Annotated in this window: 17 protein-coding genes, 2 tRNA genes and 3 rRNA genes; 5 read left to right on the plus strand and 17 right to left on the minus strand. The window is 49.4% G+C overall.

Annotation, left to right across the window (positions count from 1 at the left end; translation table 11 throughout):
* Positions 1–28 precede the first annotated feature (28 nt).
* The 9 genes from ACGTIC_RS11810 to ACGTIC_RS11850 form a co-directional block, all read right to left on the minus strand.
* The gene (locus tag ACGTIC_RS11810) at positions 29–2,074 is read right to left on the minus strand and encodes an AAA family ATPase (RefSeq protein WP_113855535.1); all 2,046 of its coding nucleotides are present in this window, start codon (positions 2,072–2,074) and stop codon (positions 29–31) included.
* A gap of 13 nt (positions 2,075–2,087) precedes the next feature.
* Complete coding sequence (locus ACGTIC_RS11815; RefSeq protein WP_257536646.1) at positions 2,088–4,730, minus strand: DEAD/DEAH box helicase family protein; 2,643 nt, start codon at positions 4,728–4,730, stop codon at positions 2,088–2,090.
* A complete protein-coding gene (locus tag ACGTIC_RS11820; RefSeq protein ID WP_162816221.1) occupies positions 4,731–5,177 on the minus strand; it encodes a DUF669 domain-containing protein in 447 nt (148 codons plus the stop codon).
* Between the two features lie 12 nt (positions 5,178–5,189).
* A complete protein-coding gene (locus ACGTIC_RS11825) occupies positions 5,190–6,206 on the minus strand; it encodes an ATP-binding protein (RefSeq protein WP_113855533.1) in 1,017 nt (338 codons plus the stop codon).
* A gap of 21 nt (positions 6,207–6,227) precedes the next feature.
* Positions 6,228–7,520, minus strand: coding sequence for an AAA family ATPase (locus ACGTIC_RS11830; RefSeq protein WP_113855532.1), 1,293 nt, complete (start codon positions 7,518–7,520; stop codon positions 6,228–6,230).
* A gap of 79 nt (positions 7,521–7,599) precedes the next feature.
* Positions 7,600–7,830: a hypothetical protein gene (locus ACGTIC_RS11835; protein ID WP_113855531.1), complete on the minus strand. Its 231-nt coding sequence runs from the start codon at positions 7,828–7,830 to the stop codon at positions 7,600–7,602.
* A gap of 13 nt (positions 7,831–7,843) precedes the next feature.
* Positions 7,844–8,065 (minus strand): hypothetical protein, encoded by a 222-nt coding sequence (locus tag ACGTIC_RS11840; protein WP_113855530.1) that lies wholly within the window; start codon positions 8,063–8,065, stop codon positions 7,844–7,846.
* Between the two features lie 13 nt (positions 8,066–8,078).
* The gene (locus ACGTIC_RS11845; RefSeq protein WP_113855529.1) at positions 8,079–8,450 is read right to left on the minus strand and encodes a hypothetical protein; all 372 of its coding nucleotides are present in this window, start codon (positions 8,448–8,450) and stop codon (positions 8,079–8,081) included.
* A gap of 15 nt (positions 8,451–8,465) precedes the next feature.
* Positions 8,466–8,690 (minus strand): helix-turn-helix transcriptional regulator, encoded by a 225-nt coding sequence (locus tag ACGTIC_RS11850; RefSeq protein WP_113855528.1) that lies wholly within the window; start codon positions 8,688–8,690, stop codon positions 8,466–8,468.
* 188 nt (positions 8,691–8,878) lie between these two features.
* Here ACGTIC_RS11850 and ACGTIC_RS11855 point away from each other — a divergent pair, with 188 nt between their 5' ends.
* Together ACGTIC_RS11855 and ACGTIC_RS11860 are read left to right on the plus strand one after the other, a co-directional pair.
* On the plus strand, positions 8,879–9,247 hold the full coding sequence (locus ACGTIC_RS11855) for a helix-turn-helix domain-containing protein (protein ID WP_113855527.1): 369 nt from the start codon (positions 8,879–8,881) through the stop codon (positions 9,245–9,247).
* Positions 9,248–9,262: 15 nt separating this feature from the next.
* Complete coding sequence (locus tag ACGTIC_RS11860; protein ID WP_113855526.1) at positions 9,263–9,739, plus strand: DUF6978 family protein; 477 nt, start codon at positions 9,263–9,265, stop codon at positions 9,737–9,739.
* On the opposite strand, the gene ACGTIC_RS11865 is transcribed toward ACGTIC_RS11860, so the two are convergent.
* A complete protein-coding gene (locus tag ACGTIC_RS11865) occupies positions 9,736–10,494 on the minus strand; it encodes a DUF1829 domain-containing protein (RefSeq protein ID WP_113855525.1) in 759 nt (252 codons plus the stop codon). The genes ACGTIC_RS11860 and ACGTIC_RS11865 overlap by 4 nt on opposite strands.
* 92 nt (positions 10,495–10,586) lie before the next feature.
* Here ACGTIC_RS11865 and ACGTIC_RS11870 point away from each other — a divergent pair, with 92 nt between their 5' ends.
* Positions 10,587–10,847 carry a hypothetical protein gene (locus ACGTIC_RS11870; RefSeq protein ID WP_113855524.1) on the plus strand — a complete coding sequence of 87 codons (261 nt, stop codon included), beginning with the start codon at positions 10,587–10,589 and terminating at the stop codon, positions 10,845–10,847.
* A 34-nt stretch (positions 10,848–10,881) separates the two neighbouring features.
* Positions 10,882–12,012, plus strand: a complete 1,131-nt coding sequence (locus ACGTIC_RS11875) for a site-specific integrase (protein WP_113855523.1) — start codon at positions 10,882–10,884, stop codon at positions 12,010–12,012.
* A 232-nt stretch (positions 12,013–12,244) separates the two neighbouring features.
* On the opposite strand, the gene ACGTIC_RS11880 is transcribed toward ACGTIC_RS11875, so the two are convergent.
* The 3 genes from ACGTIC_RS11880 to ACGTIC_RS11890 all read right to left on the minus strand — a co-directional run bounded on the left by ACGTIC_RS11880 (position 12,245) and on the right by ACGTIC_RS11890 (position 13,285).
* Positions 12,245–12,336, minus strand: a tRNA-Ser gene (locus tag ACGTIC_RS11880).
* Positions 12,337–12,407: 71 nt separating this feature from the next.
* Positions 12,408–12,484, minus strand: a tRNA-Pro gene (locus ACGTIC_RS11885).
* A 123-nt stretch (positions 12,485–12,607) separates the two neighbouring features.
* Positions 12,608–13,285: a TerC family protein gene (locus tag ACGTIC_RS11890; RefSeq protein WP_113855522.1), complete on the minus strand. Its 678-nt coding sequence runs from the start codon at positions 13,283–13,285 to the stop codon at positions 12,608–12,610.
* 396 nt (positions 13,286–13,681) lie between these two features.
* Between ACGTIC_RS11890 and ACGTIC_RS11895 the strand changes: the two genes are divergently transcribed.
* Positions 13,682–14,338 (plus strand): cupin domain-containing protein, encoded by a 657-nt coding sequence (locus ACGTIC_RS11895; protein WP_113855521.1) that lies wholly within the window; start codon positions 13,682–13,684, stop codon positions 14,336–14,338.
* A gap of 240 nt (positions 14,339–14,578) precedes the next feature.
* Here the strand turns inward: ACGTIC_RS11895 and eno are convergent, their stop codons facing one another.
* The 4 genes from eno to ACGTIC_RS11915 all read right to left on the minus strand — a co-directional run bounded on the left by eno (position 14,579) and on the right by ACGTIC_RS11915 (position 21,081).
* Positions 14,579–15,874: a phosphopyruvate hydratase gene (eno, locus tag ACGTIC_RS11900; protein WP_113855520.1), complete on the minus strand. Its 1,296-nt coding sequence runs from the start codon at positions 15,872–15,874 to the stop codon at positions 14,579–14,581.
* 353 nt (positions 15,875–16,227) lie between these two features.
* Positions 16,228–16,344, minus strand: a 5S ribosomal RNA gene (gene rrf, locus ACGTIC_RS11905).
* Positions 16,345–16,405: 61 nt separating this feature from the next.
* A 23S ribosomal RNA gene (locus tag ACGTIC_RS11910) occupies positions 16,406–19,317 on the minus strand.
* A 197-nt stretch (positions 19,318–19,514) separates the two neighbouring features.
* Positions 19,515–21,081, minus strand: a 16S ribosomal RNA gene (locus tag ACGTIC_RS11915).
* Together the 16S, 23S and 5S rRNA genes form the textbook arrangement of a ribosomal RNA operon.
* Positions 21,082–21,531: the final 450 nt, after the last annotated feature.

The raw sequence follows: 21,531 nt of genomic DNA on the forward strand, positions 1-21,531 counted from the left end.
GTACAGTTGTCCGTATGCCTATGCACTCTTATTCATTACGGACAATTTCGGCGTCTGTACGGATGCCGCCTTGCTTTTTTGTTACAATTCCATTTGCAAACTCAAAGGTATCATCATCTTTTAAATATCTTCTAACGCTTCTTTCTGAAGTATCCATGTACTCAGCCATATCGCTTACTGTGACCGTTCCATTAATGAGGCAGGCATTATAGGCACTTTCAAGCTGTGCTTTTTTCGCTTCTTTTCGTTTCCGCTGTGTTTCCTGACCTTTCTGCCAGGGCACTTTGTCGCAGTCAGGTGTAAGCTTTTCCAGTTCCCCTGTTTCGTCGAGTTTATGTATCGGGTACTCGAACCAGACGTTGAGCGGCTTGAACGGCTTGAACTCACGGAGCGTGCCTTCGATGCGCCAGGCCGTGCCCGGAAGGCCGACCTGGTCTGTCTCGAGCTGAATCATATCAAGGAGCGCGTCCGCATCACGGGCGAAGACTCCGGAGCCGCTGGCCCGGTCCATGGACCGCTTGGCGCCCTGGGCGCCTTTGCTGTGATGGTGGCAGTAGATGACAGCACAGTTCAGCTCGGTGCAGACCTTGTCGAACTGGTTGCAGAAATGAGCCATCTGGTCGGCACTGTTTTCATCGCCCGTGATAATCTTATAAATCGGGTCGATGATGATAGCCGTGTAATTCTTCTTAGCGGCCCGGCGGATGAGCTTCGGTGCCAGTTTGTCCATCGGAATGGACTTGCCGCGCAGTTCCCAGATATCGATATTGCCGATGTTGTTCGCCGGCCAGCCAAGAGCCGTGTAGACATCCTTGAAACGATGCAGACAGCTCGGCCGGTCCAGTTCCAAGTTGACGTAGAGGACGCGCCCCTGGGAGCAGTACCAGTTCAGCCATTTGCGCCCTTCTGCGATGGCAATCGCCATTTCGATGAGCGCAAAGGATTTTCCTGCTTTACTGGGTCCTGCCAGCATCATCTTATGGCCTTTACGTAGTACGCCTTCGATGAGGGACGGTGACAGCGGCGGCAGGTCGTTCCAGACGTCTTTCAGGTTTTCCTGGTCCGGCAGGTCGTCGTTCACGGCTTCTATCCATTCACGCCATTCGCTGAAACTGCTCTTGCCGATATTCGTATCGATGAGATACTGCTTCCGGCCGTTGCGCAGGACGCCCGGCATCCGGGACAGCCTCGACGGGTTGCGGTTCTGCTGGTCGATGTCGAGGCCGTTCTTCCTGCAGATGGCATAGAGGTAATCGACGCGCTTACGGTACTCGTCATAATTGCCGGCGTCAATATGTACGATGGCGTGGATACTCTTACCACCGCTATACACCAGGCAGGCTACAGGAAGTTCCAGTTTGCGGATAATTTCGTTCTGTTTTTCCAGTTCCATAGAATCCGATTCTACCAGAGCATAGCGGAAATCCGTGACATTCTCGTTGCGGACACCTTTCCCGTCGAGCGGATTGAATCGGATCCACGCGCCGACTTCCGGTTTGTAGTCGCCGAGGACCGCGCCGATGTCACCGTCGCAGACCGTCAGCTCTTCGATGAGCTCGCCTGCCGTCCGCTTAAAGTTCCCCTTGTTCGGCAGGAACTTGCCATCTTTCTCCCAGGACGAGGTGACATAGCCGACGTAGTCCGTGCTGTCGAAGAGCGTCGACAGGTATTTGATGAGGTCTTTTTCCGGCTTCCAGTTGTCCCCCGGTGATACCAGTTCCTTGCCTTCTATCCAGTTCTGGTCGATGATGACCTGTTCGTCTTTTTCCTGGATGACGTCATCCCAGCCAAACGCGATATCGGGCCCCGTAGACGCTGTCCAGCCATTGTGCTTTGCCATATCGACGATGGTGGCACCTGTTACCAGGTTGCTGCCGGAGTCATCGAAGGTCTTCCATTTCGTTTCACATTCACCGGCATGATAGCGTCCGGCATCCCGCAGGCTCCAGGCATCCCAGTCGCTGACACTGTAACCTTCAAGCTTGAGTGCCATACCGACGTTGATCCATTCCTGATAGGGGCAGAAAGCCGGGTCGATGTAGTCGAGGAGCGGTATCAGGTTTATGTTTTCCATATAACATCACTCCTTATTCCGGCTGATACTGTGACGGGATGATGCCCTTCGGCATCCGCCAGCCGGCTGCCGCGATGCGCCCGATGAGACGTGATGCCGCTTCAAAGGTCCAGGTCCCGACGTGCTGGAAGCCGCGGGCTTCGAGTAGTCTGATTTGCCGAGCTGTCGCCAGGCCTAGTTCTTTCCGTTTAATGAGCCGATCCAGCAGCAGTTTCGCTTTACCGGCGTTCTCGATTTCATCCGGGAAGATACCGAACTTCTCCAGAGCATGGAGCTGCTTTTCCGTTGGCGGCATCATTTCCCATCCAAAAGACGGTACATAGCCAGACAGGTCTTCGGCCTGGATGGACATCTCGAATTGTAACGGGTCGACGAGTTTGCGCTTGCGTTTCTTCATGGCTGCCAGTTTATCCGCCAGTGCCCGTTCCCGGTCGGCGACGACATCATCAGCGGCTTCTTTGGCCAGCTCTTCCAGATCTTCTGGTTCACCGGAGTCGTTGAGCTTTTCGGTCATCTTCTTCGCGACGTCTTCCGTCTCAGCGATGAGGCACGCCGGACGGCACAGCTCGTGCTGTTCGGTATTCCATAGGAAGTCGAGCAATAGGACGTTGTCTTTCCCCGGATAGAGCCGGGTCCCACGTCCGACCATCTGGCAGTACAGGCTCCGACTCTTGGTGGCCCGCAGGACGATGATGCAGTCCACACTCGGGCAGTCCCAGCCTTCCGTCAGGAGCATGGAATTGCAGAGAACGTCGTATTTACCAGTATCGAAGTCTTTGAGGACCTGCGCCCGGTCGTCGCTGTTACCATTCACTTCAGCGGCCTTAAATCCTGCGGCATTGAGGATATCGCAGAACTTCTGGCTCGTCTTGACGAGTGGCAGGAAGACGACGGTCTTGCGTCCTTTGCAATAGTTCTTCATTTCATTGGCTATCTGGTCGAGATACGGATTCAGAGCGCTTCCCAGTTCACCTGCTTTGTAATCGCCGGCAGAAACGCCGACACTTGAAATATCAATCTGCAGCGGGATGGTCTGGGCCCTGATTTTGCAAAGGTAGCCGTCTTTGATGGCCTGCACCAGACTGTATTCATAAGCCAGGCTGTCGTAATAGCTTCCCAGATTGCGCATATCAGCTCTGTCAGGCGTCGCCGTGACGCCTAATACCTTGGCATCAGGGAAGTGCTGTAAAACGCGCTGGTAGCTGTCTGAGATGCTGTGATGAGCTTCGTCGATGATGATGGTATTGAAATAATCAGCATCGAACTGGTTCAGCCGTTTCTCTCTGGTCAGCGTCTGGACACTGCCAACGACGATGCGCAGCCAGGAAACGGCGCAGGACTGTTCAGCTTTTTCTACGGCGCATTTCAGGCCCGTTGATTTGTAGATTTTATCACTGGCCTGTTTGAGGAGTTCCCCGCGGTGTGCCATGATCAGGACGCGTTCCCCGACGCGGACCCGGTCTTCCGCTATTTTAGAGAACACGATAGTTTTGCCGCAATTATGGGTGATTGTAAAATCATCTAATAAATAACGGTTGTCTCCATCAACAGTAAAACCAATGTATGCGCCTGTCCCAATGGGTTCCACAGTGAACCCGGTAACAAGAACATTTTTCTTTTGTTTTCGTGGAGTAGCCATTTTTCGCTGAACTTTCATAGGGATTTTATCGCAGTTCCCACTAATACTGACCCGGTAGTATGTTCCTACAAAATTATTGCATCCCTTTTTACAGGGTGTAACATAGGCCGCAAGCCCAACCGATCTGCACATAAAGGCTAAATCATTAGAAAGGCGTTCGGATTTAGAAATAAAATCATAGCCGTTACATGTAAGGTGGCCATCGCTATCTAACAATCCAGCAATGACGTTAAGGCGCACAGCCATGGGGCCCGTTTTATATGCATCAGGTACTTGTTTTGTAGCAGAAGTTTTCCCTCTCAAGCCTAAATCTTTTAAAGAACGGATAAAGGCAGAATGGGTATATGCTTTTTTACTGGAAAAAATATAGGTTATCGCTTTCCCGGCAGGTTCTGTACGAATACGTAAATCCAATAATTCTGCTTGTTGGTGAATGACATTTACCACTTCAGCATCCATTGTTGTGATACTGACAGAGGATCCATTCAAACTGCCATCTCCTAATAATATTCCCAGGAAATAAGGATCAATAGGATAATCGGCTTGATGAGAATGATAGAAAGTAATGGCATCTGCTCGAATTAGTTTGTGGATATGTTTCTTCCACTTGCTCCAGGTAAGCCATTCTTTTACAGAAACATCAATAATTTCACCACCATGTTTTTCACTTGGATATACAGGACGATTCGATTCTTTGGTTCGTTTTAACGTCAGCATATGATTTTCATCTACGACGAAAGGCTTACCTTTTACCGGGCAAATTTTATACAAATACCCTTCTCCACGGATGACTTGAAGGATATGCCGGGGAGTACCATCGCTCCCCAATAGGCAATCTTTTAGCTGGATATCTTCCACCTTTTTAATGCTTCCATCTGCTAACAATACTTTTTCTCCGATGGCATGGCATCCCGTCGGCAAGACCAGAAGTGTTTTTGTATGGCCGCTGTCCCATTCATGCAGAACGGCCTGTTCGGCCGCCTGCTGATAGGGACGCAGCGTGATAGAGCTGCTCATTTAAAATGCTCCTTTAGACCATGTCTTTTCTTTCTGCGCCGGTTCCTTATCGTAGAATTTTTTTACGTCGTTGTAATTCTTGCCATTATATTCACGCACACTGACCTGCATACGGCCGGTGGCCCCGATGAGCTGATTCCAGGCAATCCGGAAATGGCCGTCACCCCGTTTCATCTGGCCAATGGCGCAGGCAAAATTAGTCAACTGCCACTGTGATTTAGAGTGCAGGAACAGATTCTGCCGGACACGTCCTTTTGTCCCATCAGGAGCCGTGACTTCATACGTGATTTTGGCCTGCGGGCAGGCCGGCATCTTATCACTTCCCTCGAACCGGGCGCGTTCAAAATCAACGATGGTAAAATCATAATCTCCTGCAGGTACGACCTGATAGGAATCCTCTACTTCGGTAAACTCATCATCCCAACTAAATACTTTTTCTTCTGTCATTGTCATTACCTCCTAAAATGGTACTTTCTTCAAATCCTGGATAACCTTCAGCATCTGCGGGAATGCCCCTACCAGACATCCCATGACGAAATCATTCGGGTAGTCTTTGAGCGGCATATCGGCCGGGAAATAGCCTTTGTGAGCAACGGCCTGCTGGATATCCTGCGCCGTGACGTTGTTGGCTGCCATCAGGTCAGCCAGTGCTTTCGGAATGCCGTCATCAGAGACAGGGACCGGTTCTTCTTTTGGCTGTTCAGGTGGTGCAGGCGGTTCTGCCGGTGCGGGAATCGTCTTCTTGGCTGTTTCTTTCGACGGAATGCACTGAGCAATCTGGACGTAATCGAAAGGCAGTTCTTCCGGTAGGTTGTGCCGGTTCTTGGCATCCCAGCACGGATTGTGCAGGGTATGCATGACACGCTGACCGCCGCTGACTTTCTTCTTGCCGTCTTTCGATGTGATGACGATTTCCTTGTAGTTGGCGAAGAGGACCATGTCGGCCCATTCCTTGGCCAGAGCAGCGCATTGGTTGCCGGCTTTGTTGCCAAGTTTCAGTTCATAGCGGTCGTAAGCGCCCGTTTCTTCGGGTAATTCGAACTTCCGGATGATGCTGTGCGCTGTTAGAACGACGTTCATCCCCGCATCAATCAGGTCGGAAAGACCGTCGAGCATCCGGCCGAATTCTTCTTTGACGTAGGTGTACCCTTTCCCATACCCAAACGTTTCCAGCCCTTCCTTGTTGTATTTTTGGCAAACAGCTTCTTCACAGAGTCGTTCGGCCCAGTCTGCTGTATCGATGACCAGTGTGCGGTAGCCCATCGTATCGCCTTTGAGGTCTTTAATGTACTGCCTGAGCATCTGCCAGGACGTCGGCCTGGGCAGGCGGTCTACTTCAAGGTGTGACGTGCTGCCTTCTGTGTCGATGAACAGGGGCTTGGGGAATTGCGCGGCAAACGTAGACTTGCCGATGCCTTCCGGTCCGTAGATGACGACTTTCTGGGGCTTTATGATTTTTCCTGAGATGATCTTCATGATGTACTCCTTTCTAAAACCCTAAAACGTGCCGGGTGTCCATTTCGGTGCATCCGTTTCCGGATCTTCTTCCTTCGTTTCTACCCTGGGCTGTTCCGCCTTGACGTATCCGTCTTCAATGATGATGCTGCAAGTGTCGTCGGTCCCGACGCGGGTAGCGATGACCTGCAGGCCTTCCCCTTCCAGCCATCTGCCGAAGTCGGCCAGTGTTTCCGGGTCCATTTGTTCCAGTTTATCCATGAGAACAAAACCGCAGTCCGGGTTGAGTTTGCGTACGATGGCCGTAGCGACCTGCAGTTGTTCTGCCCCACTCATGCAGTCCCATTTCTGCCCGTTATAGGTCAGCTCGCCATCCTGTACTGACAGTCCTGGCAGGGGCATGTCTGCCGAATCCAGCAGTTTCATCCGCTGTTCTTTCACGGATTCAATCTGCTGGGTCAGGTCGTTGTACTGGCCGGCCAGCTCATCGGCTTCGGCCTGGACCCGGTTCTTTTCGGCATTAGCCCGGACTTTGGTATTGATGGCATCGATATTGGCAATGTCCTGTTCCAGTTCGGCAGTGCTTTCATCCTGCAGGTTTTCGGCAGCCTTTCTTGCTGTTACACAATCCTGTTCGGCCTGCTTCAGTGCCGCTTTTGCCCGGTCAAAGGCAATCTGCGCTTCTGCCAGTACCTTGTTGTAATAGGCTTCTTTTTCCCGCTTACGCTGGTTTTCTCCATTCTTTGCCAGGATGGCCTGCTGTCTCTGGATGAGTTCGGATGCGCTGACCGGTTCTGCCGGCGCATCGGGATACCATGCCAGTTCTTCAGCATGTTTCTTTTTACGGTCGGCAATCCGGCCGACTTCCAGACGCTGATTGTACAGCGATTTTTCCTGACGGTCTAAAACGGCCAGCTGGTCCCCAACGCCGATAATCTGTAACAGTGTTTCCGCCTTTTCATCATTCCGGGCGTCTATGAATTTTGGGAGGTTTAGGGCCAGTTTTTCAATGAAGCTGTCTAAGAGTTGCTGGCCGGCTTTCTGTCCCGACGGGTCGATGACATGAAGGGCCGACGATTTGCCCTTGCGTTCCACTACCAGACCGTTGCTAAGTTCGATGTGGATAGATGGTGGAGCGGCACTGCCGATGCGCTGTGATTCCGACGGCTTGAGCTTATTGCCACCCAGTGCCCAGGCAATGGCATCCAATACGGAAGTCTTTCCCTGGCCATTCCGGCCGCCGATGACGGTCAGCCCGTTCTCCGTCGGCGTCAACGTAACAGCCTTGACACGTTTCACGTTTTCAATTTCTAACTGTCGGATTTTTACTGACATAATAACCTCCATCTGGTATAATAAATTTGAGTGTTTTTGTATGTGCCGTTTGCCTGCGCCAACAGGTAAGCGGCTTTTTTTAATGTACAATCAAATTATTGACCCACATGATGTATCCCACCATGAGGACCATCACGAGTAGTCCGCCCAGGAACATTGCGATAGATATCGCTGTGTCCGCCTGGCTTTCCAGTCTCATTATGTCCTCCATGAGCCAGTCGTCCTGATTGTCTGGAACCTGTTCCGGTTCTGGTTCTGGATTGTGCCGGGAATTAATCCATGGTGCTGGCGTCTGTAAATCCTGTTTCATGTTTCTTCCCTCCTTACTGAATAAAGCTTTTGGTCTTCCAGAATTTTTCAAAATCGGCAATGTTGACGCGGATCATACGGTCGTATGATACGACGCTGTTTCTCCACTTTTTACTGGCACGCATTTCATCGATGATAGCTCGTGTACTTGTCATGCCCATGTCAAACAATTCTGACAAATGTTTCGGGCTGGCGTATAACTGCTCTAACCTGATAACTTCACCAACTTCCTTCATGATATCCGCCTCCTTATTCGCGAGCTTCGCATTCTTCTGCGATATCACGTTCCACATCGTCCCGGTCTTTACCAATGAGCTTACCGGCAGCTTCTGCTTTGCGGATAGCGGTTTGTACATCAGGGGCCGTATGGTCGCAGCCATTAGCGAAAAATGCAGCTACAGCCATGTGATGCGCTGCTTCATATTCAAATTCCAGAGCCTTCTGTTGCCGGGCTGCTTCAACGCGCCATGCAATACTCGCTTCGTCCGCACTTCTTGCACCATGCTGCATGAGGTAGTCTTCGATACACATGATGTCTCCTTGAACGTTGTGACCTGTCAGCTCTTTACTGACAATGTGCCGAGCCATCATTCTGAATTCCTTGATTTCATCCTTATTCATACGCTTGCTCCTTTCTTACCTTTTCTTAGTATCTTCTAAAGATACTTCATTGGTAAAAAAAATATCCTCGATACTCTTCCCTAGAATAGCAGATACTTTTTTAGCGTCATCAAGAGAAAACTTTGTGCTTCCGTTTTCTTTTTTACTGTATGCGCTTTTAGTTTCTAATCCCAAAGCTTCTGCCATTGCTTCACAAGTTAGACCTTGTTCTTTGCGCAACGCCTTCAGTCGTTCAAACATCAAATCACCACCTTTCTAATGTTTCCTTTCGGGATACATAAAGTATATCACTAACTTCGTATCTTGTAAAGATACTATTGAAATAAAATTTCCAGTTTGGAAACTATTATTGAGTATCTCAAACGGAAACTATATAATTTATATAGAATCGTTTTCGGATACTTTTACAAAAGGCTGGTGAATGATTTATGAACAGAGTAAAAGAATTACGTAAGCAAAGAAATATGACACAAGAAGAATTAGGCAAGGTATTGGATATACAAAAAGCTGCTATATCAAAATATGAAAATGGCCGTGCTGAGCCAAGCACGGATGTATTAAAGAAGATGTCTGCTTTCTTTGGCGTCTCTATCGACTACCTGCTCGGCAACTCATCGGACCCCTCCCAAGAATCCGGCGGCTACTACTCTGACCCCGAAGTCGCCCAAATGGCCGAAGAGCTGCGGACCGACCCCGATAAGCGCATCCTCTTCGACGCTACCAAAGACCTCAGCAAGGACGATATAGATACCGTTTTGAAGATCATCGAAGGACTTAAGGCACGAGAAAAAGAATAGGGAGGAGGCGTAAGTATGGATGAAGAGACGATTGATATTACAGCAATTCTTAATGAAGAAAAGCGTTTTGTTGATGACCACGCTGAATTTCCATCTTTGCATGAAGCAATAAAATTAAGTGGAATTGGGCAAGTAACTCAATACGAATATCTCATAGATATAAATCGGAAATATTGTCAGCTAAATAGAATTACATATCATCAAAGAGTTTTTACGAATACAACTATAATTCGATTTGACAGCGATACAAAGCCGCATCAAAATCCTGATGGTAAAAAAATAGACGGTACACACATACATGTGTACCGCCATGGTTTCGGTGACTCATGGGCTTACGAATTAAATGATCCGGTGTTACGTAGAATATGGCCTGGATTTGATTTTTCGGCTTTGACTCAGGGAGATCTGGTAAATAAATTTTATACTTTTGCTAGTCTATGTAATTTTTCCAATCAAGTTATGTTTGAAGTACCTATAGATATATCCGGTTAGGCAAACATTTGAATATTTTCATGACGTTGAGACCATAGAAGCGGATTAATATCATATTGCCTAAAACCAGCGATTACGGAATCAGTGATTTTTTTATCATCATTAATGAGGACAATTAGTTTTTCATCGCTACCCCGAGCTTCTTTTGTATCTCCCCAAGAAAAAATAATTCTTTCTGCATTAGACCGGTTGGCTGAATTCATTAATTTGATAAACCGTTGAGGATGTTCCCTATTACGCTGTAATACAAAATTATATGAATAACTAAATCCAGATTTACCTATAACATTCATACCTTCAGAATAATAAATTTCATGAGAATCAAAGAACTGTTTCACTTCTTCATAAAATAAACTTTTAATATTAGGCGATGACAAATAAAACATATCATTAATATCTAACATACTTTGTATCATACGATGTTGAAAAGCCGGCAATTCTGATTTCGAGCAAGTTATATAAAGGATTTCATGTTTTTCGTCCAGCTTTATCCCCAATCGATTCAATGCTTGGTGCAGCAGTTCTTTCTTCTTTGCAGTGTTGAACTCCATCCCACACATTGATAAATCAGCTAATGTATATCCGCCATCACTAATTTGAAACAAGCCATCTTGTCTGGCTTTGACATAAATCTGCGTATAATCGTTATGGCGGTCTAAGAAAGGGGTAGTGATTTCACAAACATTAGGACTTATTTCAGTTTGAGTCATATTGTCATTTAACCATTTTAGATAGTTTTCAATATGATTAATCACATAAATCACCTCCCTTTTTTATTTATTTTAGCATACAATCCCAAAAGGAAATAGATGCTTCGTAAAGAAAACAAAGAAAACTAGGACACACAATGAACATCATACTTATCTATCAGAAGCTGCCCTATCACGTCAGGGCACTAACACACGAAAATGAGGACGGCAGTTATACCATCCTCATCAACAAAAACATCAGCCTGGAACTCCAGAAAGAAGCGGTTCTCCATGAGCTGACTCATATACACGGTAACGATTTCAGTCGGGATATCCAGGCTGATTTACTGGAAAAACTGCTCCATGCACAGCAATCCGCGCCTGATCTGCGCGATGTAGAATTCTTCGTGGCTGGATAATAAGATAAATAATTATAGTGAAGGAGGTCCTATTATGTGGATGGAAAAGACGAAGACCGGCTATGCTTTCCGTGAAACGTATACGGATCCATTGACCGGCAAACGGAGAAAGGTATCTGTCACGATGCCATCCAAATCAAACACGGCTAAAAAGGCCGCATCAGAAAGACTGCAGCTGATGATACAGGAAAAGACGAAGTACCAGGGCACGGATATGCTCTTTTTCGACGTCATTCAGGCCTATATCGACAGCCGGCAGGGATTCGTCAAGGAATCGACCATGCTCGGTTATGAGATGGTCTGGAAGCGCCTGCATGACTATTTCCCGGCTGATACGAAAGCAGACCGGGTAACGCCAGCGTACCTGCAGGATGTATTGGATAAACTGGTACAGCGATTTTCTTACGCCTATGGTAAAAAGGTCTATACGGTGCTGAAATCGTCGTGCCTTCTGGCAGAACGTTTGCGGCAGGTCGAGTCTGCTGACGTCATCCGCCGGGTCACAGTCCCGAAGGTAAAGCAGTCTGTCCAGGCCGTCGAACAGGAACGAGAAAAGTTTTTATCGAAGCAGGAACTGCATGACGTACTGGCGCAAATCCGAGCCGAGTCGCCAGCAGTCGCTCTGATCTGTGAATTTCAGTCACGGACCGGGCTCCGATTTGGTGAGCTGGCGGCTCTGCGCGATGAAGACTATGACGGTAAAGAAATCTATGTCAATGCTACACTGGTATGGCCACGCAAGAAAGGCGACCGTCCCTATCGTGGCGACCCGAAAAACATTTACTCTATCCGGCATGTCAAACTGGATAAACGAGCCAGGGAAATACTGGAGCACTTCCAACTCAGGAATAAGCGGCGCCGGCTTTGGGAACCTACGAGGCACGATAAAGAGGGAGAAACATATATCTTCACCACGACCGAAGGCGGGCCCGTCGACCTGGCCTACGTCAACAGAACCCTGCGAAAGATAAAATGCAATAAGCACTTATCTACACATATCTTCCGTCATACCCATATCAGCCTTCTGGCTGAGGCAGGCGTACCGCTCAAGGCTATTATGCAACGAGTAGGGCACAATGAACCGACGACGACACTGGCCGTCTATACACATGTCACGGAATCCATGGAAGATGAAGCCGTCGAGGCACTGGAAAAGATACATTAAAAAAGCCCGCGAACACGCATGGTTAGTGCATCCGCGGGCCTTGATTCCCTATTTTTTCTTGGAAAATCATAGGGAAAAATACAAATAGGGAAAATATAGGGAATATCTATTGAATTTTAGCGGTATATGACGATATGAAAAATGCGTTCCGAGTACTAAAAAAGCCCTATATGATGCGGTTTATCATGTCGCCATGTATCACCATGTATCATATAGAGCTAATGTTTTACTTTGGCGGAGAGAGAGGGATTTGAACCCTCGGTACAGCTGTAGCCGTACACATGATTTCCAATCATGCTCCTTCAGCCACTCGGACACCTCTCCATGCCTTACACATTGTTGCACTCTATGAAGTTTTCACGGTGCTGTCGGGATCAACACCCAATGTGTAAATATGGTCGGGGCGACAGGATTCGAACCTGCGACCTCTTAGTCCCGAACCAAGCGCGCTACCAAACTGCGCTACGCCCCGTCACCTGACTTGTATATAATACCACATTCACAACGAAAGTCAAGTAAAATATTTACATTATTTAGTCATGTCTTTAGGTTTGCTGACGCCTTCTGCCAGAGCCATCGCAACCAGAAGGCCGGCCTACTTACGGGCTTTCTGTTTCCGGTCGTTCCGTTTTTTCCAGAGGAATCCTCCGGCCAGAGTAACAGCAACCAATATGTCCTGAATCACCGTTTCATTTCCTTTTCCATAGGGAAAGTACGGATCCGTTGCCAGCATCCCGCCGGCAGCCCAACCGAGGATGGCCCCGCCAATATAGACCAGTATGGGAAAACGGTTCATGATTTTGATGACGATAGTGCTGCCAAAGATGATGATAGGAACGGAAATCATCATGCCCAGCACCAGAAGCCCCAGGTGTCCGCCGGTGGCACCGACGATTCCCAGCACGTTGTCGAGGCTCATGAGGGCGTCGGCGGCAATGATAGTGCGCACGGCCGCAAATAGGGAATCCTTCGCTTCTACGTGAATATTTTCGTCATCATCGGCTCCGATGAGCTTAATACCAATAAGGACCAGCAGGATAGCACCGACGGTCTTGAGATAGGGAATCTGCAGCAGCCAGACAACGGCAGCAGCCATGAGGAAACGCAGGACAATAGCCCCGCCGGTTCCGTACAGAATGGCCTTCTTCTGCAAATGATGAGGCAGATTTTTTGCGGCCATGCCAATGACGATAGAATTATCGCCGCCCAATGCCAGATCGATGAGGACGACCTGGGCAATGGTCCATATATCCAACAGTATATTTTCTTCCAAAAGAATCCTCCTTTATCTTTACAAAACAACAGATATATTATACGCAAAAATAAGCAGCTTGTGTAGGGCGTAGATGGGGAATAACCGGAATGGAACTTCCTATATGGAAAACGTACGTCTCCCGCATAGCTTCCCGCGTCTCCAGCAGACAGATACCTCCGGGGCATAGGCATTGATCAGCATCGTCTCTTTGGCATAGCATTTTTGCATTGCTGCATGGACCTCATTCCCCCTGTGCCTCGTTAATCTTTGGTTTTACTTCTGGCATAGTGGCCGCCTGATAGTGACATGTAAGATAATTGATCAAGAAATATAATTTCGTTAGAAATACAACGGATAAATCATAAAAAATTACGTATACTATGTACAGAATTAATTTACTAATGAGGTGATACCATGAAAGAACCGGTAGGAAAAATCTTTTCTATCACACAGGAAAACACACCTGTTCCCGGCTGCACCATTTCCAGTCAGGAATTTCAGGAAAACGGATATGCTTTTTCCTATTTTTCTATGGCCGCTCACACCGATATCAGTGCCGAAAGCTATGCCTATCCCAAATGGCTGCACGTAGTGGCTGGAACGCTGACCATATACACTCCAGACGGCATCTTACAGATACTACAGGCCGGCGACAGCATTCTGACACCGCGTCATATTCCCATTGGCATGAAGGCCGATATTGATACTATTTATAGTGAATTGACATTACAGGAGGAATCGACTATGAACGACATAATCAAAGAAGGAAACGTATTTCAGCTCGCTAATCTCGTTCCTTACCAAGATGGAAAAATCATCAATATGGATATCATTTCCGATCCAAAATTAAAATTCGTCGTCATGAGTCTGGCTGCTGGCACGGGCCTTTCGGAACACGCCGCACCGGGCGAAGCTCTGGTATTTGCATTAGACGGCACAGCTACCATCACCTATGAAGGTACGCCTCTGACAATCCATAAGGGAGAAACCATCAAATTCGCCGCCGGGGCCCGTCACGCCGTACAGGCAGATGACAACTTTAAAATGGCGCTTCTCCTGACACTGAAGTAGGGAAAAGTTAGCAGTCAGCGGCTAGCAGAAGGAAAAATTGCAATTCTCAGGCCGCATTCGCAGGCGGCAGGCCATTTCATCAAACATCAAACTTAAAAGGCACCAGCTCACTTTGGCTGGTGCCTTTTATACTGTAAGTTTTAGCAGTCTCCCGTTGTTTACGCTCCTGAAGACGGATATTTTCCTATATCGGCCTCTAATTTCACATAAATTCTGTATGCAGAGACAAGAGCACTGCACTCAGCGCTGGATGCCAAATGCCTGGAAGCCGGGATAGATTCCCTGGCCACGCAATTCATCTTCAATCTGAAGCAAACGGTTGTATTTCGCCACACGTTCGCTACGGTTTGGTGCGCCGCTCTTGATCTGTGCCGTATTCAGAGCGACGGCCAAATCAGCAATAGATGTATCTTCTGTTTCACCGGAACGATGGGAAACGATGGCCCGATAACCAGCGCGGTGTGCCATTTTGATGGCTTCCAACGTTTCCGATACCGATCCAATCTGATTGAGCTTGATGAGGATGGCATTGCCGCAACCCTGGGCAATCCCTTTGGCCAGACGTTTTGTATTGGTAACGAATAAGTCGTCACCAACGAGCTGTACGCGCTGTCCCAGGGCCTTTGTCAAAGCGGACCAGCCATCCCAGTCTTCTTCATCCAAACCATCTTCGATGGAGTAAATGGGATAAGCCTGGGAGAGCTTCTGCCAGTGTGCAATGAGTTCATCTGTCGTAAAGGACTGACCGCTCTTGGGCAGAACGTAAACGCCCGGTTTCGGCCCTTTCCATTCGCTGGCAGCGGCATCAAGAGCAAGGACGAAATCTTTACCCGGTTCATAACCAGCTTTTTCAATGGCCTGAATGATATACTGGATAGCCTCTTCATCGCTGGCCAGATCCGGAGCAAAGCCGCCTTCGTCGCCAACAGAAGTAGCCAATCCTCTGGCCTGCAGAAGACCTGCCAGAGAATGATAAACCTCAGCGCACCAGCGCAGACCTTCCCTGAACGAAGAAGCTCCTGCCGGCATGATCATAAATTCCTGGACGTCAACCGTATTGGCTGCATGGGCACCGCCATTTAGAATGTTCATCATCGGTACAGGCAGATAATTGCCATTGACGCCGCCGAGGAAACGATAAAGGGGAATCCCCAGGGATGCAGCAGCTGCATGGGCGCAGGCCAGCGATACAGCTAAAATGGCATTGGCGCCGAGGCGTGACTTATCAGGCGTGCCATCGGCGTGAATCATCAGGCTGTCAATGCCATACGTATCAAAAGGATTCTGACCTCTCAGAACATCCTGCAATACCGTATTGACGTGACTAACGGCCTGGGTAACGCCTTTGCCGCCAAAGCGCTGTGCATCGCCGTCACGCAGTTCCAATGCTTCAAACTGTCCCGTCGAGGCACCGCTGGGAGCAGCACTGCGGCCAAGGGTCCCGTCGGACAACCACACATCGGCCTGCACGGTAGGATTTCCCCGTGAATCAAGGATTTCCCGGCCAATAACTTTTTCAATGCGAATATCTTTCATAATAAAGACTCCTTTATCGGTAGATACAACACCATGAACACCATATATTCAGTATTTTTACAGTTATATTATACAATATAAAGTATCTTTCGCATAATATTTTATGAGAATTGATGTTATTGTATTTAGACATATCCGGTCCACTTTTTCAGTCCTTTTGTATTTTCAAGAGAAAAGGGCGCCGTTTGCAGGCCGGAAAGGGCAGCAGCCACAGAACGCAGGCCGCAGTTCGCAGGCAGCCATCTAATGAACAGGACACCAGCCGTATTGGGCTGGTGTCCTGTTTTCTTCACTTCCCACTAATCACTAACCACACAAAAAAAGCACTAGCATAAGCTAGTGCTTTTTTCCACAATCAGCGGCTTCCTATCCTCCCAGGGGGCTTCCCCCCAAGTACTTTCGGCGTTTGCGGGCTTAACTGCTGTGTTCGGCATGGGAACAGGTGGATCCCCGCAGCTATCGCCACTGAATTCTCTTGTCAGGGCCGTGCCCTGACAACTGTATAGAAAACGTATTCCTTACCTTACCTTTTAAGTCAAGTCCTCGGTCTATTAGTACCGGTCCGCTCCGTACATCACTGTACTTCCACTCCCGGCCTATCTACCACATCGTCTCTGTGGGACCTTACTTACTTGCGTAATGAGAAACCTCATCTCTAGGCTGGTTTCACGCTTAGATGCTTTCAGCGTTTATCCGTCCCCGACGTAGCTACCCAGCTGCACAACTGGCGTCATGACTGGTACACCATTGGTCGGTCCACTCCGGTCCTCTCGTACTAGGAGCAGCCCCTTTCAAGTTTCTTCCGCCCGCGATGGATAGGGACCGAACTGTCTCACGACGTTCTGAACCCAGCTCGCGTACCACTTTAATGGGCGAACAGCCCAACCCTTGGGACCTACTTCAGCCCCAGGATGTGATGAGCCGACATCGAGGTGCCAAACCTCCCCGTCGATATGGACTCTTGGGAGAGATAAGCCTGTTATCCCCAGGGTAGCTTTTATCCGTTGAGCGATGGCTATTCCACTCTATGCCACCGGATCACTAAGCCCGACTTTCGTCCCTGCTCGACCTGTCCGTCTCGCAGTCAAGCTCCCTTCTGCCTTTGCACTCTTCGTGCGGTTTCCGTCCGCACTGAGGGAACCTTTGGGCGCCTCCGTTGCTCTTTCGGAGGCGACCGCCCCAGTCAAACTGCCCGCCTGAGACTGTCCGCAAGCTCGTTACGCTTCTCGTTAGAATTCCAATAAAACAAGGTTGGTATCCCACCATCGGCTCCGCGAATACTGGCGTACTCGCTTCTCCGCCTCCCAACTATCCTGTACATCTCCTACCAGAATTCAATCTCAGGTTACAGTAAAGCTCCATGGGGTCTTTCTGTCCAGTCGCGGGTAACCTGCATCTTCACAGGTACTTCAATTTCACCGGGTCCCTCGTTGAGACAGTGCCCAAATCGTTACACCTTTCGTGCGGGTCGGAACTTACCCGACAAGGAATTTCGCTACCTTAGGACCGTTATAGTTACGGCCGCCGTTTACTGGGGCTTCAATTCTCTGCTTCGCTTGCGCTAACAAGTCCTCTTAACCTTCCAGCACCGGGCAGGTGTCAGCATCTATACGTCAGGTTTCCCTTTAGCAGACGCCTGTGTTTGTGGTAAACAGTCGCTTGGGCCTCTCTTCTGCCGCCTGCCTTAGCTCCGTGCGCTTCTGCACTTCACTGACTACAGGCTATCCTTTTCCCGAAGTTACGGATATATTTTGCCGAGTTCCTTAACGAGGGTTGTCCCGCGCACCTTAGAATTCTCTTCCTGCCTACCTGTGTCGGTTTCGGTACGGGTGCTGCCGTTCTCACTAGAAGCTTTTCTTGGCAATATAGTGCCGGCCCCTTCGCTTCTGTCTCCAGAAGCTCCCCATCACATCTCGGCCTTATGGAAGACGGATTTGCCTGTCTCCCGACCTACCTGCTTGGACGTGCTCTTCCAGTCGCACGCGCGCTTTCCTTCTTGCGTCACTCCGTCGCTCAAACAAACGGCTGCAGTACAGGAATCTCAACCTGTTGTCCATCTCCTACGCGTCTCCGCCTCGGATTAGGTCCCGACTTACCCTGGGTCGACGAGCGTTGCCCAGGAACCCTTAGGCTTTCGGTGGAAAGGATTCTCACCTTCCTTTTCGCTACTCATACCGGCATTCTCTCTTCCTGCCTGTCCACGGCTCCTTCCGGTACCGCTTCTCCCATGCAGGAACGCTCCCCTACCCATGTATCTACATACATGCCAAAGCTTCGGTTCCGTACTTCAGCCCCGGTCATCTTCGGCGCAGAGTCTCTCGACCAGTGAGCTATTACGCACTCTTTTAATGGTGGCTGCTTCTGAGCCAACATCCTGGTTGTTTTCGAAATTCCACATCCTTCACCACTTAGTACGGCATTGGGGACCTTAGCTGTTGGTCTGGGCTGTTTCCCTCTTGACTACGGGTCTTATTACTCGCAGTCTGACTCCCATGTATAAGTACAGCCATTCGCAGTTTGATTAGGTTCAGTAGCCGGATAGGCCCCTACCCTGTTCAGTGCTCTACCGCCTGTACTCTCTCCATGAGGCTAGCCCTAAAGCTATTTCGGGGAGAACCAGCTATCTCCACGTTCGATTGGCATTTCACCCCTACCCACATCTCATCCAAAAGCTTTTCAACGCTCACTGGTTCGGTCCTCCACACATTTTTACCTGTGCTTCAACCTGGACATGGGTAGATCACTGTGGTTTCGGGTCTACTCCCTCCAACTCATCGCCCTCTTCAGACTCGCTTTCGCTGCGGCTCCGCATTTCCTGCTTAACCTCGCTGGACGAAGTAACTCGCCGGTTCATTCTTCAATAGGCACGCCGTCGCACGTATATAGTGCTCCGACTGCTTGTAGACATACGGTTTCAGGTTCTCTTTCATTCCCCTCCCGGGGTTCTTTTCACCTTTCCCTCACGGTACTATGCGCTATCGGTCTATATCAGTGTTTCGCCTTGGAGGGTGGTCCCCCCTGCTTCCCACAAGGTTCCTCGTGTCTCGTGGTACTCTGGATCCTGCTCCCTGCATCTGCTTGCGCTTACGAGGCTCTCACTCTCTCTGGCTGAGCTTCCCAGCTCATTCTGCTTCGCTCGTGCAGTTTTCCGCAGTCCGCAACCCCGGATTGGTTTCCCATCCCGGTTTGGGCTCTGCCCCTTTCGCTCGCCGCTACTCAGGGTATCTCTTTTGATTCCTTTTCCTCCGGCTACTTAGATGTTTCAGTTCACCGGGTGCCCTTCCTCTTAAGAGGATGACGTGACTCCTCACGCCGGGTTTCCCCATTCGGACATCTGCGGGTCAAAGGTTACTTGCACCTCACCGCAGCTTATCGCAGCTTATCGCGTCCTTCTTCGGCTGATATAGCCAAGGCATCCGCCGTACGCCCTTACTTACTTGACTTGCTCTTTTTTTCTAAGGTTCGTTAAGTCTCTTTTCTTTTCAAAAAAGAGGTGTTTCTTCGTTTTCTATACAGTTGTCAAGGTACGTCTGAGAGGATGGCCTCTCAAAACTAAACAATGCTTCATACTCTGCCAGAATGCCGACCTAAGAATCGTCAGAAGTCTGACTTTCGTCTTCCTTCCGGCCTCTATCCCTAGAAAGGAGGTGATCCAGCCGCACCTTCCGATACGGCTACCTTGTTACGACTTCACCCCAATCATCGCCCCCACCTTCGACGGCTGGTTCCTTGCGGTTGCCTCACCGGCTTCGGGTGTGAATGACTTTCGTGGTGTGACGGGCGGTGTGTACAAGGCCCGGGAACGTATTCACCGCAGTATGCTGACCTGCGATTACTAGCGATTCCTCCTTCATGCAGGCGGGTTGCAGCCTGCAATCCGAACTGGGACTCTGTTTTTGGGGTTTGCTCCAGGTCGCCCTTTCGCTTCCCTCTATTAAGAGCCATTGTAGTACGTGTGTAGCCCAAGCCATAAGGGGCATGATGACTTGACGTCATCCCCGCCTTCCTCCGCATTGTCTGCGGCAGTCTCTCCTGAGTCCCCACCATCACGTGCTGGTAACAGAAGATAGGGGTTGCGCTCGTTGCGGGACTTAACCCAACATCTCACGACACGAGCTGACGACAGCCGTGCACCACCTGTTTTCTCGTCCTCCGAAGAGGAACTGGATATCTCTATCCATTGCGATCAATGTCAAGGCTTGGTAAGGTTCTTCGCGTTGCGTCGAATTAAACCACATACTCCACCGCTTGTGCGGGCCCCCGTCAATTCCTTTGAGTTTCAGCCTTGCGGCCGTACTCCCCAGGCGGGGTACTTATTGCGTTAACTCCGGCACAGAAGGGGTCGATACCTCCTACACCTAGTACCCATCGTTTACGGCCAGGACTACCGGGGTATCTAATCCCGTTCGCTCCCCTGGCTTTCGTGCCTCAGCGTCAGTTGTCGTCCAGAAAGCCGCTTTCGCCACTGGTATTCCTCCTAATATCTACGCATTTCACCGCTACACTAGGAATTCTGCTTTCCTCTCCGATACTCCAGTCTCCCAGTTTCCGTCCCCTCACGGGGTTGAGCCCCGCACTTTTAAGACAGACTTAAGAGACCGCCTGCGCACCCTTTACGCCCAATAATTCCGGACAACGCTTGCCACCTACGTATTACCGCGGCTGCTGGCACGTAGTTAGCCGTGGCTTTCTCTTACGGTACCGTCACAACAGGATGGTATTAGCATCCCGCCCGTTCGTCCCGTATAACAGAGCTTTACAACCCGAAGGCCGTCTTCACTCACGCGGCGTTGCTCCGTCAGACTTTCGTCCATTGCGGAAGATTCCCCACTGCTGCCTCCCGTAGGAGTCTGGGCCGTGTCTCAGTCCCAATGTGGCCGTTCATCCTCTCAGACCGGCTACTGATCGTCGCCTTGGTGGGCCGTTACCCCTCCAACCAGCTAATCAGACGCAAGCCCCTCCTGCAGCGATAGCATATTCAGAGGCCATCCTTTCAAGCTGCCCCCATGCGGGAGCTGCTTCGTATTCGGTATTAGCAGCCGTTTCCAGCTGTTGTCCCCATCTGCAGGGCAGGTTGCTTACGCGTTACTCACCCGTTTGCCACTCGATTCCATAAAAAGCAAGCTTTTCATGTCCTCTCGTTCGACTTGCATGTGTTAAGCACGCCGCCAGCGTTCGTCCTGAGCCAGGATCAAACTCTCCATGATATGTGAAGAGCACTAGCTCATTCTTACTATTGTTGGTTTGTTACTCATTGTTTGACGTTCTATCTCTAGAACCTCGCACTACCGAGTTAATCTCGATATAAGTGATTCGCTCATGTTTGCGCGTCGCCTTACGGCTCCTTCAAACATGGCTCTCTACTTATCTGGCGTTCATTCGTATGTTGCATTGTTCAGTTTTCAAAGGTCATCTGCCAGCCGCATGATTGAGATGAAGAAAGTTCATCGCTCATCGCGGCGACTCATATATCTTAACAAACTCACAGGAGTTTGTCAAGCACTTTTTTTGAAATACTTTTGAGAGGAGGAAGGGAACCTTCACGTCCGCTCAACAGCTTGTTTAGTATATCCCACTCTTCCCTTCTTGTCAAGGGATTTTTTAAAAAAGCCGGCAGGCGAACGCTCTTTCATTCACCTGCCGGCTCTATACACCTG

This window comes from Megasphaera hexanoica (genome assembly GCF_043520715.1).
GTDB classification, from domain to species: domain Bacteria; phylum Bacillota; class Negativicutes; order Veillonellales; family Megasphaeraceae; genus Megasphaera; species Megasphaera hexanoica.

Bases quoted from the DNA above. Each gene is read 5' to 3' on its own strand.
- ACGTIC_RS11820 (WP_162816221.1), bottom strand. From the start codon at position 5,177: ATGACAGAAGAAAAAGTATTTAGTTGGGATGATGAGTTTACCGAAGTA.
- ACGTIC_RS11895 (WP_113855521.1), top strand. From the start codon at position 13,682: ATGAAAGAACCGGTAGGAAAAATCTTTTCTATCACACAGGAAAACACA.
- ACGTIC_RS11815 (WP_257536646.1), bottom strand. From the start codon at position 4,730: ATGAGCAGCTCTATCACGCTGCGTCCCTATCAGCAGGCGGCCGAACAG.
- ACGTIC_RS11845 (WP_113855529.1), bottom strand. From the start codon at position 8,450: ATGAATAAGGATGAAATCAAGGAATTCAGAATGATGGCTCGGCACATT.
- ACGTIC_RS11830 (WP_113855532.1), bottom strand. From the start codon at position 7,520: ATGTCAGTAAAAATCCGACAGTTAGAAATTGAAAACGTGAAACGTGTC.
- ACGTIC_RS11810 (WP_113855535.1), bottom strand. From the start codon at position 2,074: ATGGAAAACATAAACCTGATACCGCTCCTCGACTACATCGACCCGGCT.
- ACGTIC_RS11850 (WP_113855528.1), bottom strand. From the start codon at position 8,690: ATGTTTGAACGACTGAAGGCGTTGCGCAAAGAACAAGGTCTAACTTGT.
- ACGTIC_RS11870 (WP_113855524.1), top strand. From the start codon at position 10,587: ATGAACATCATACTTATCTATCAGAAGCTGCCCTATCACGTCAGGGCA.
- ACGTIC_RS11840 (WP_113855530.1), bottom strand. From the start codon at position 8,065: ATGAAGGAAGTTGGTGAAGTTATCAGGTTAGAGCAGTTATACGCCAGC.
- ACGTIC_RS11855 (WP_113855527.1), top strand. From the start codon at position 8,879: ATGAACAGAGTAAAAGAATTACGTAAGCAAAGAAATATGACACAAGAA.
- ACGTIC_RS11825 (WP_113855533.1), bottom strand. From the start codon at position 6,206: ATGAAGATCATCTCAGGAAAAATCATAAAGCCCCAGAAAGTCGTCATC.
- ACGTIC_RS11860 (WP_113855526.1), top strand. From the start codon at position 9,263: ATGGATGAAGAGACGATTGATATTACAGCAATTCTTAATGAAGAAAAG.
- ACGTIC_RS11875 (WP_113855523.1), top strand. From the start codon at position 10,882: ATGTGGATGGAAAAGACGAAGACCGGCTATGCTTTCCGTGAAACGTAT.
- eno (WP_113855520.1), bottom strand. From the start codon at position 15,874: ATGAAAGATATTCGCATTGAAAAAGTTATTGGCCGGGAAATCCTTGAT.
- ACGTIC_RS11835 (WP_113855531.1), bottom strand. From the start codon at position 7,830: ATGAAACAGGATTTACAGACGCCAGCACCATGGATTAATTCCCGGCAC.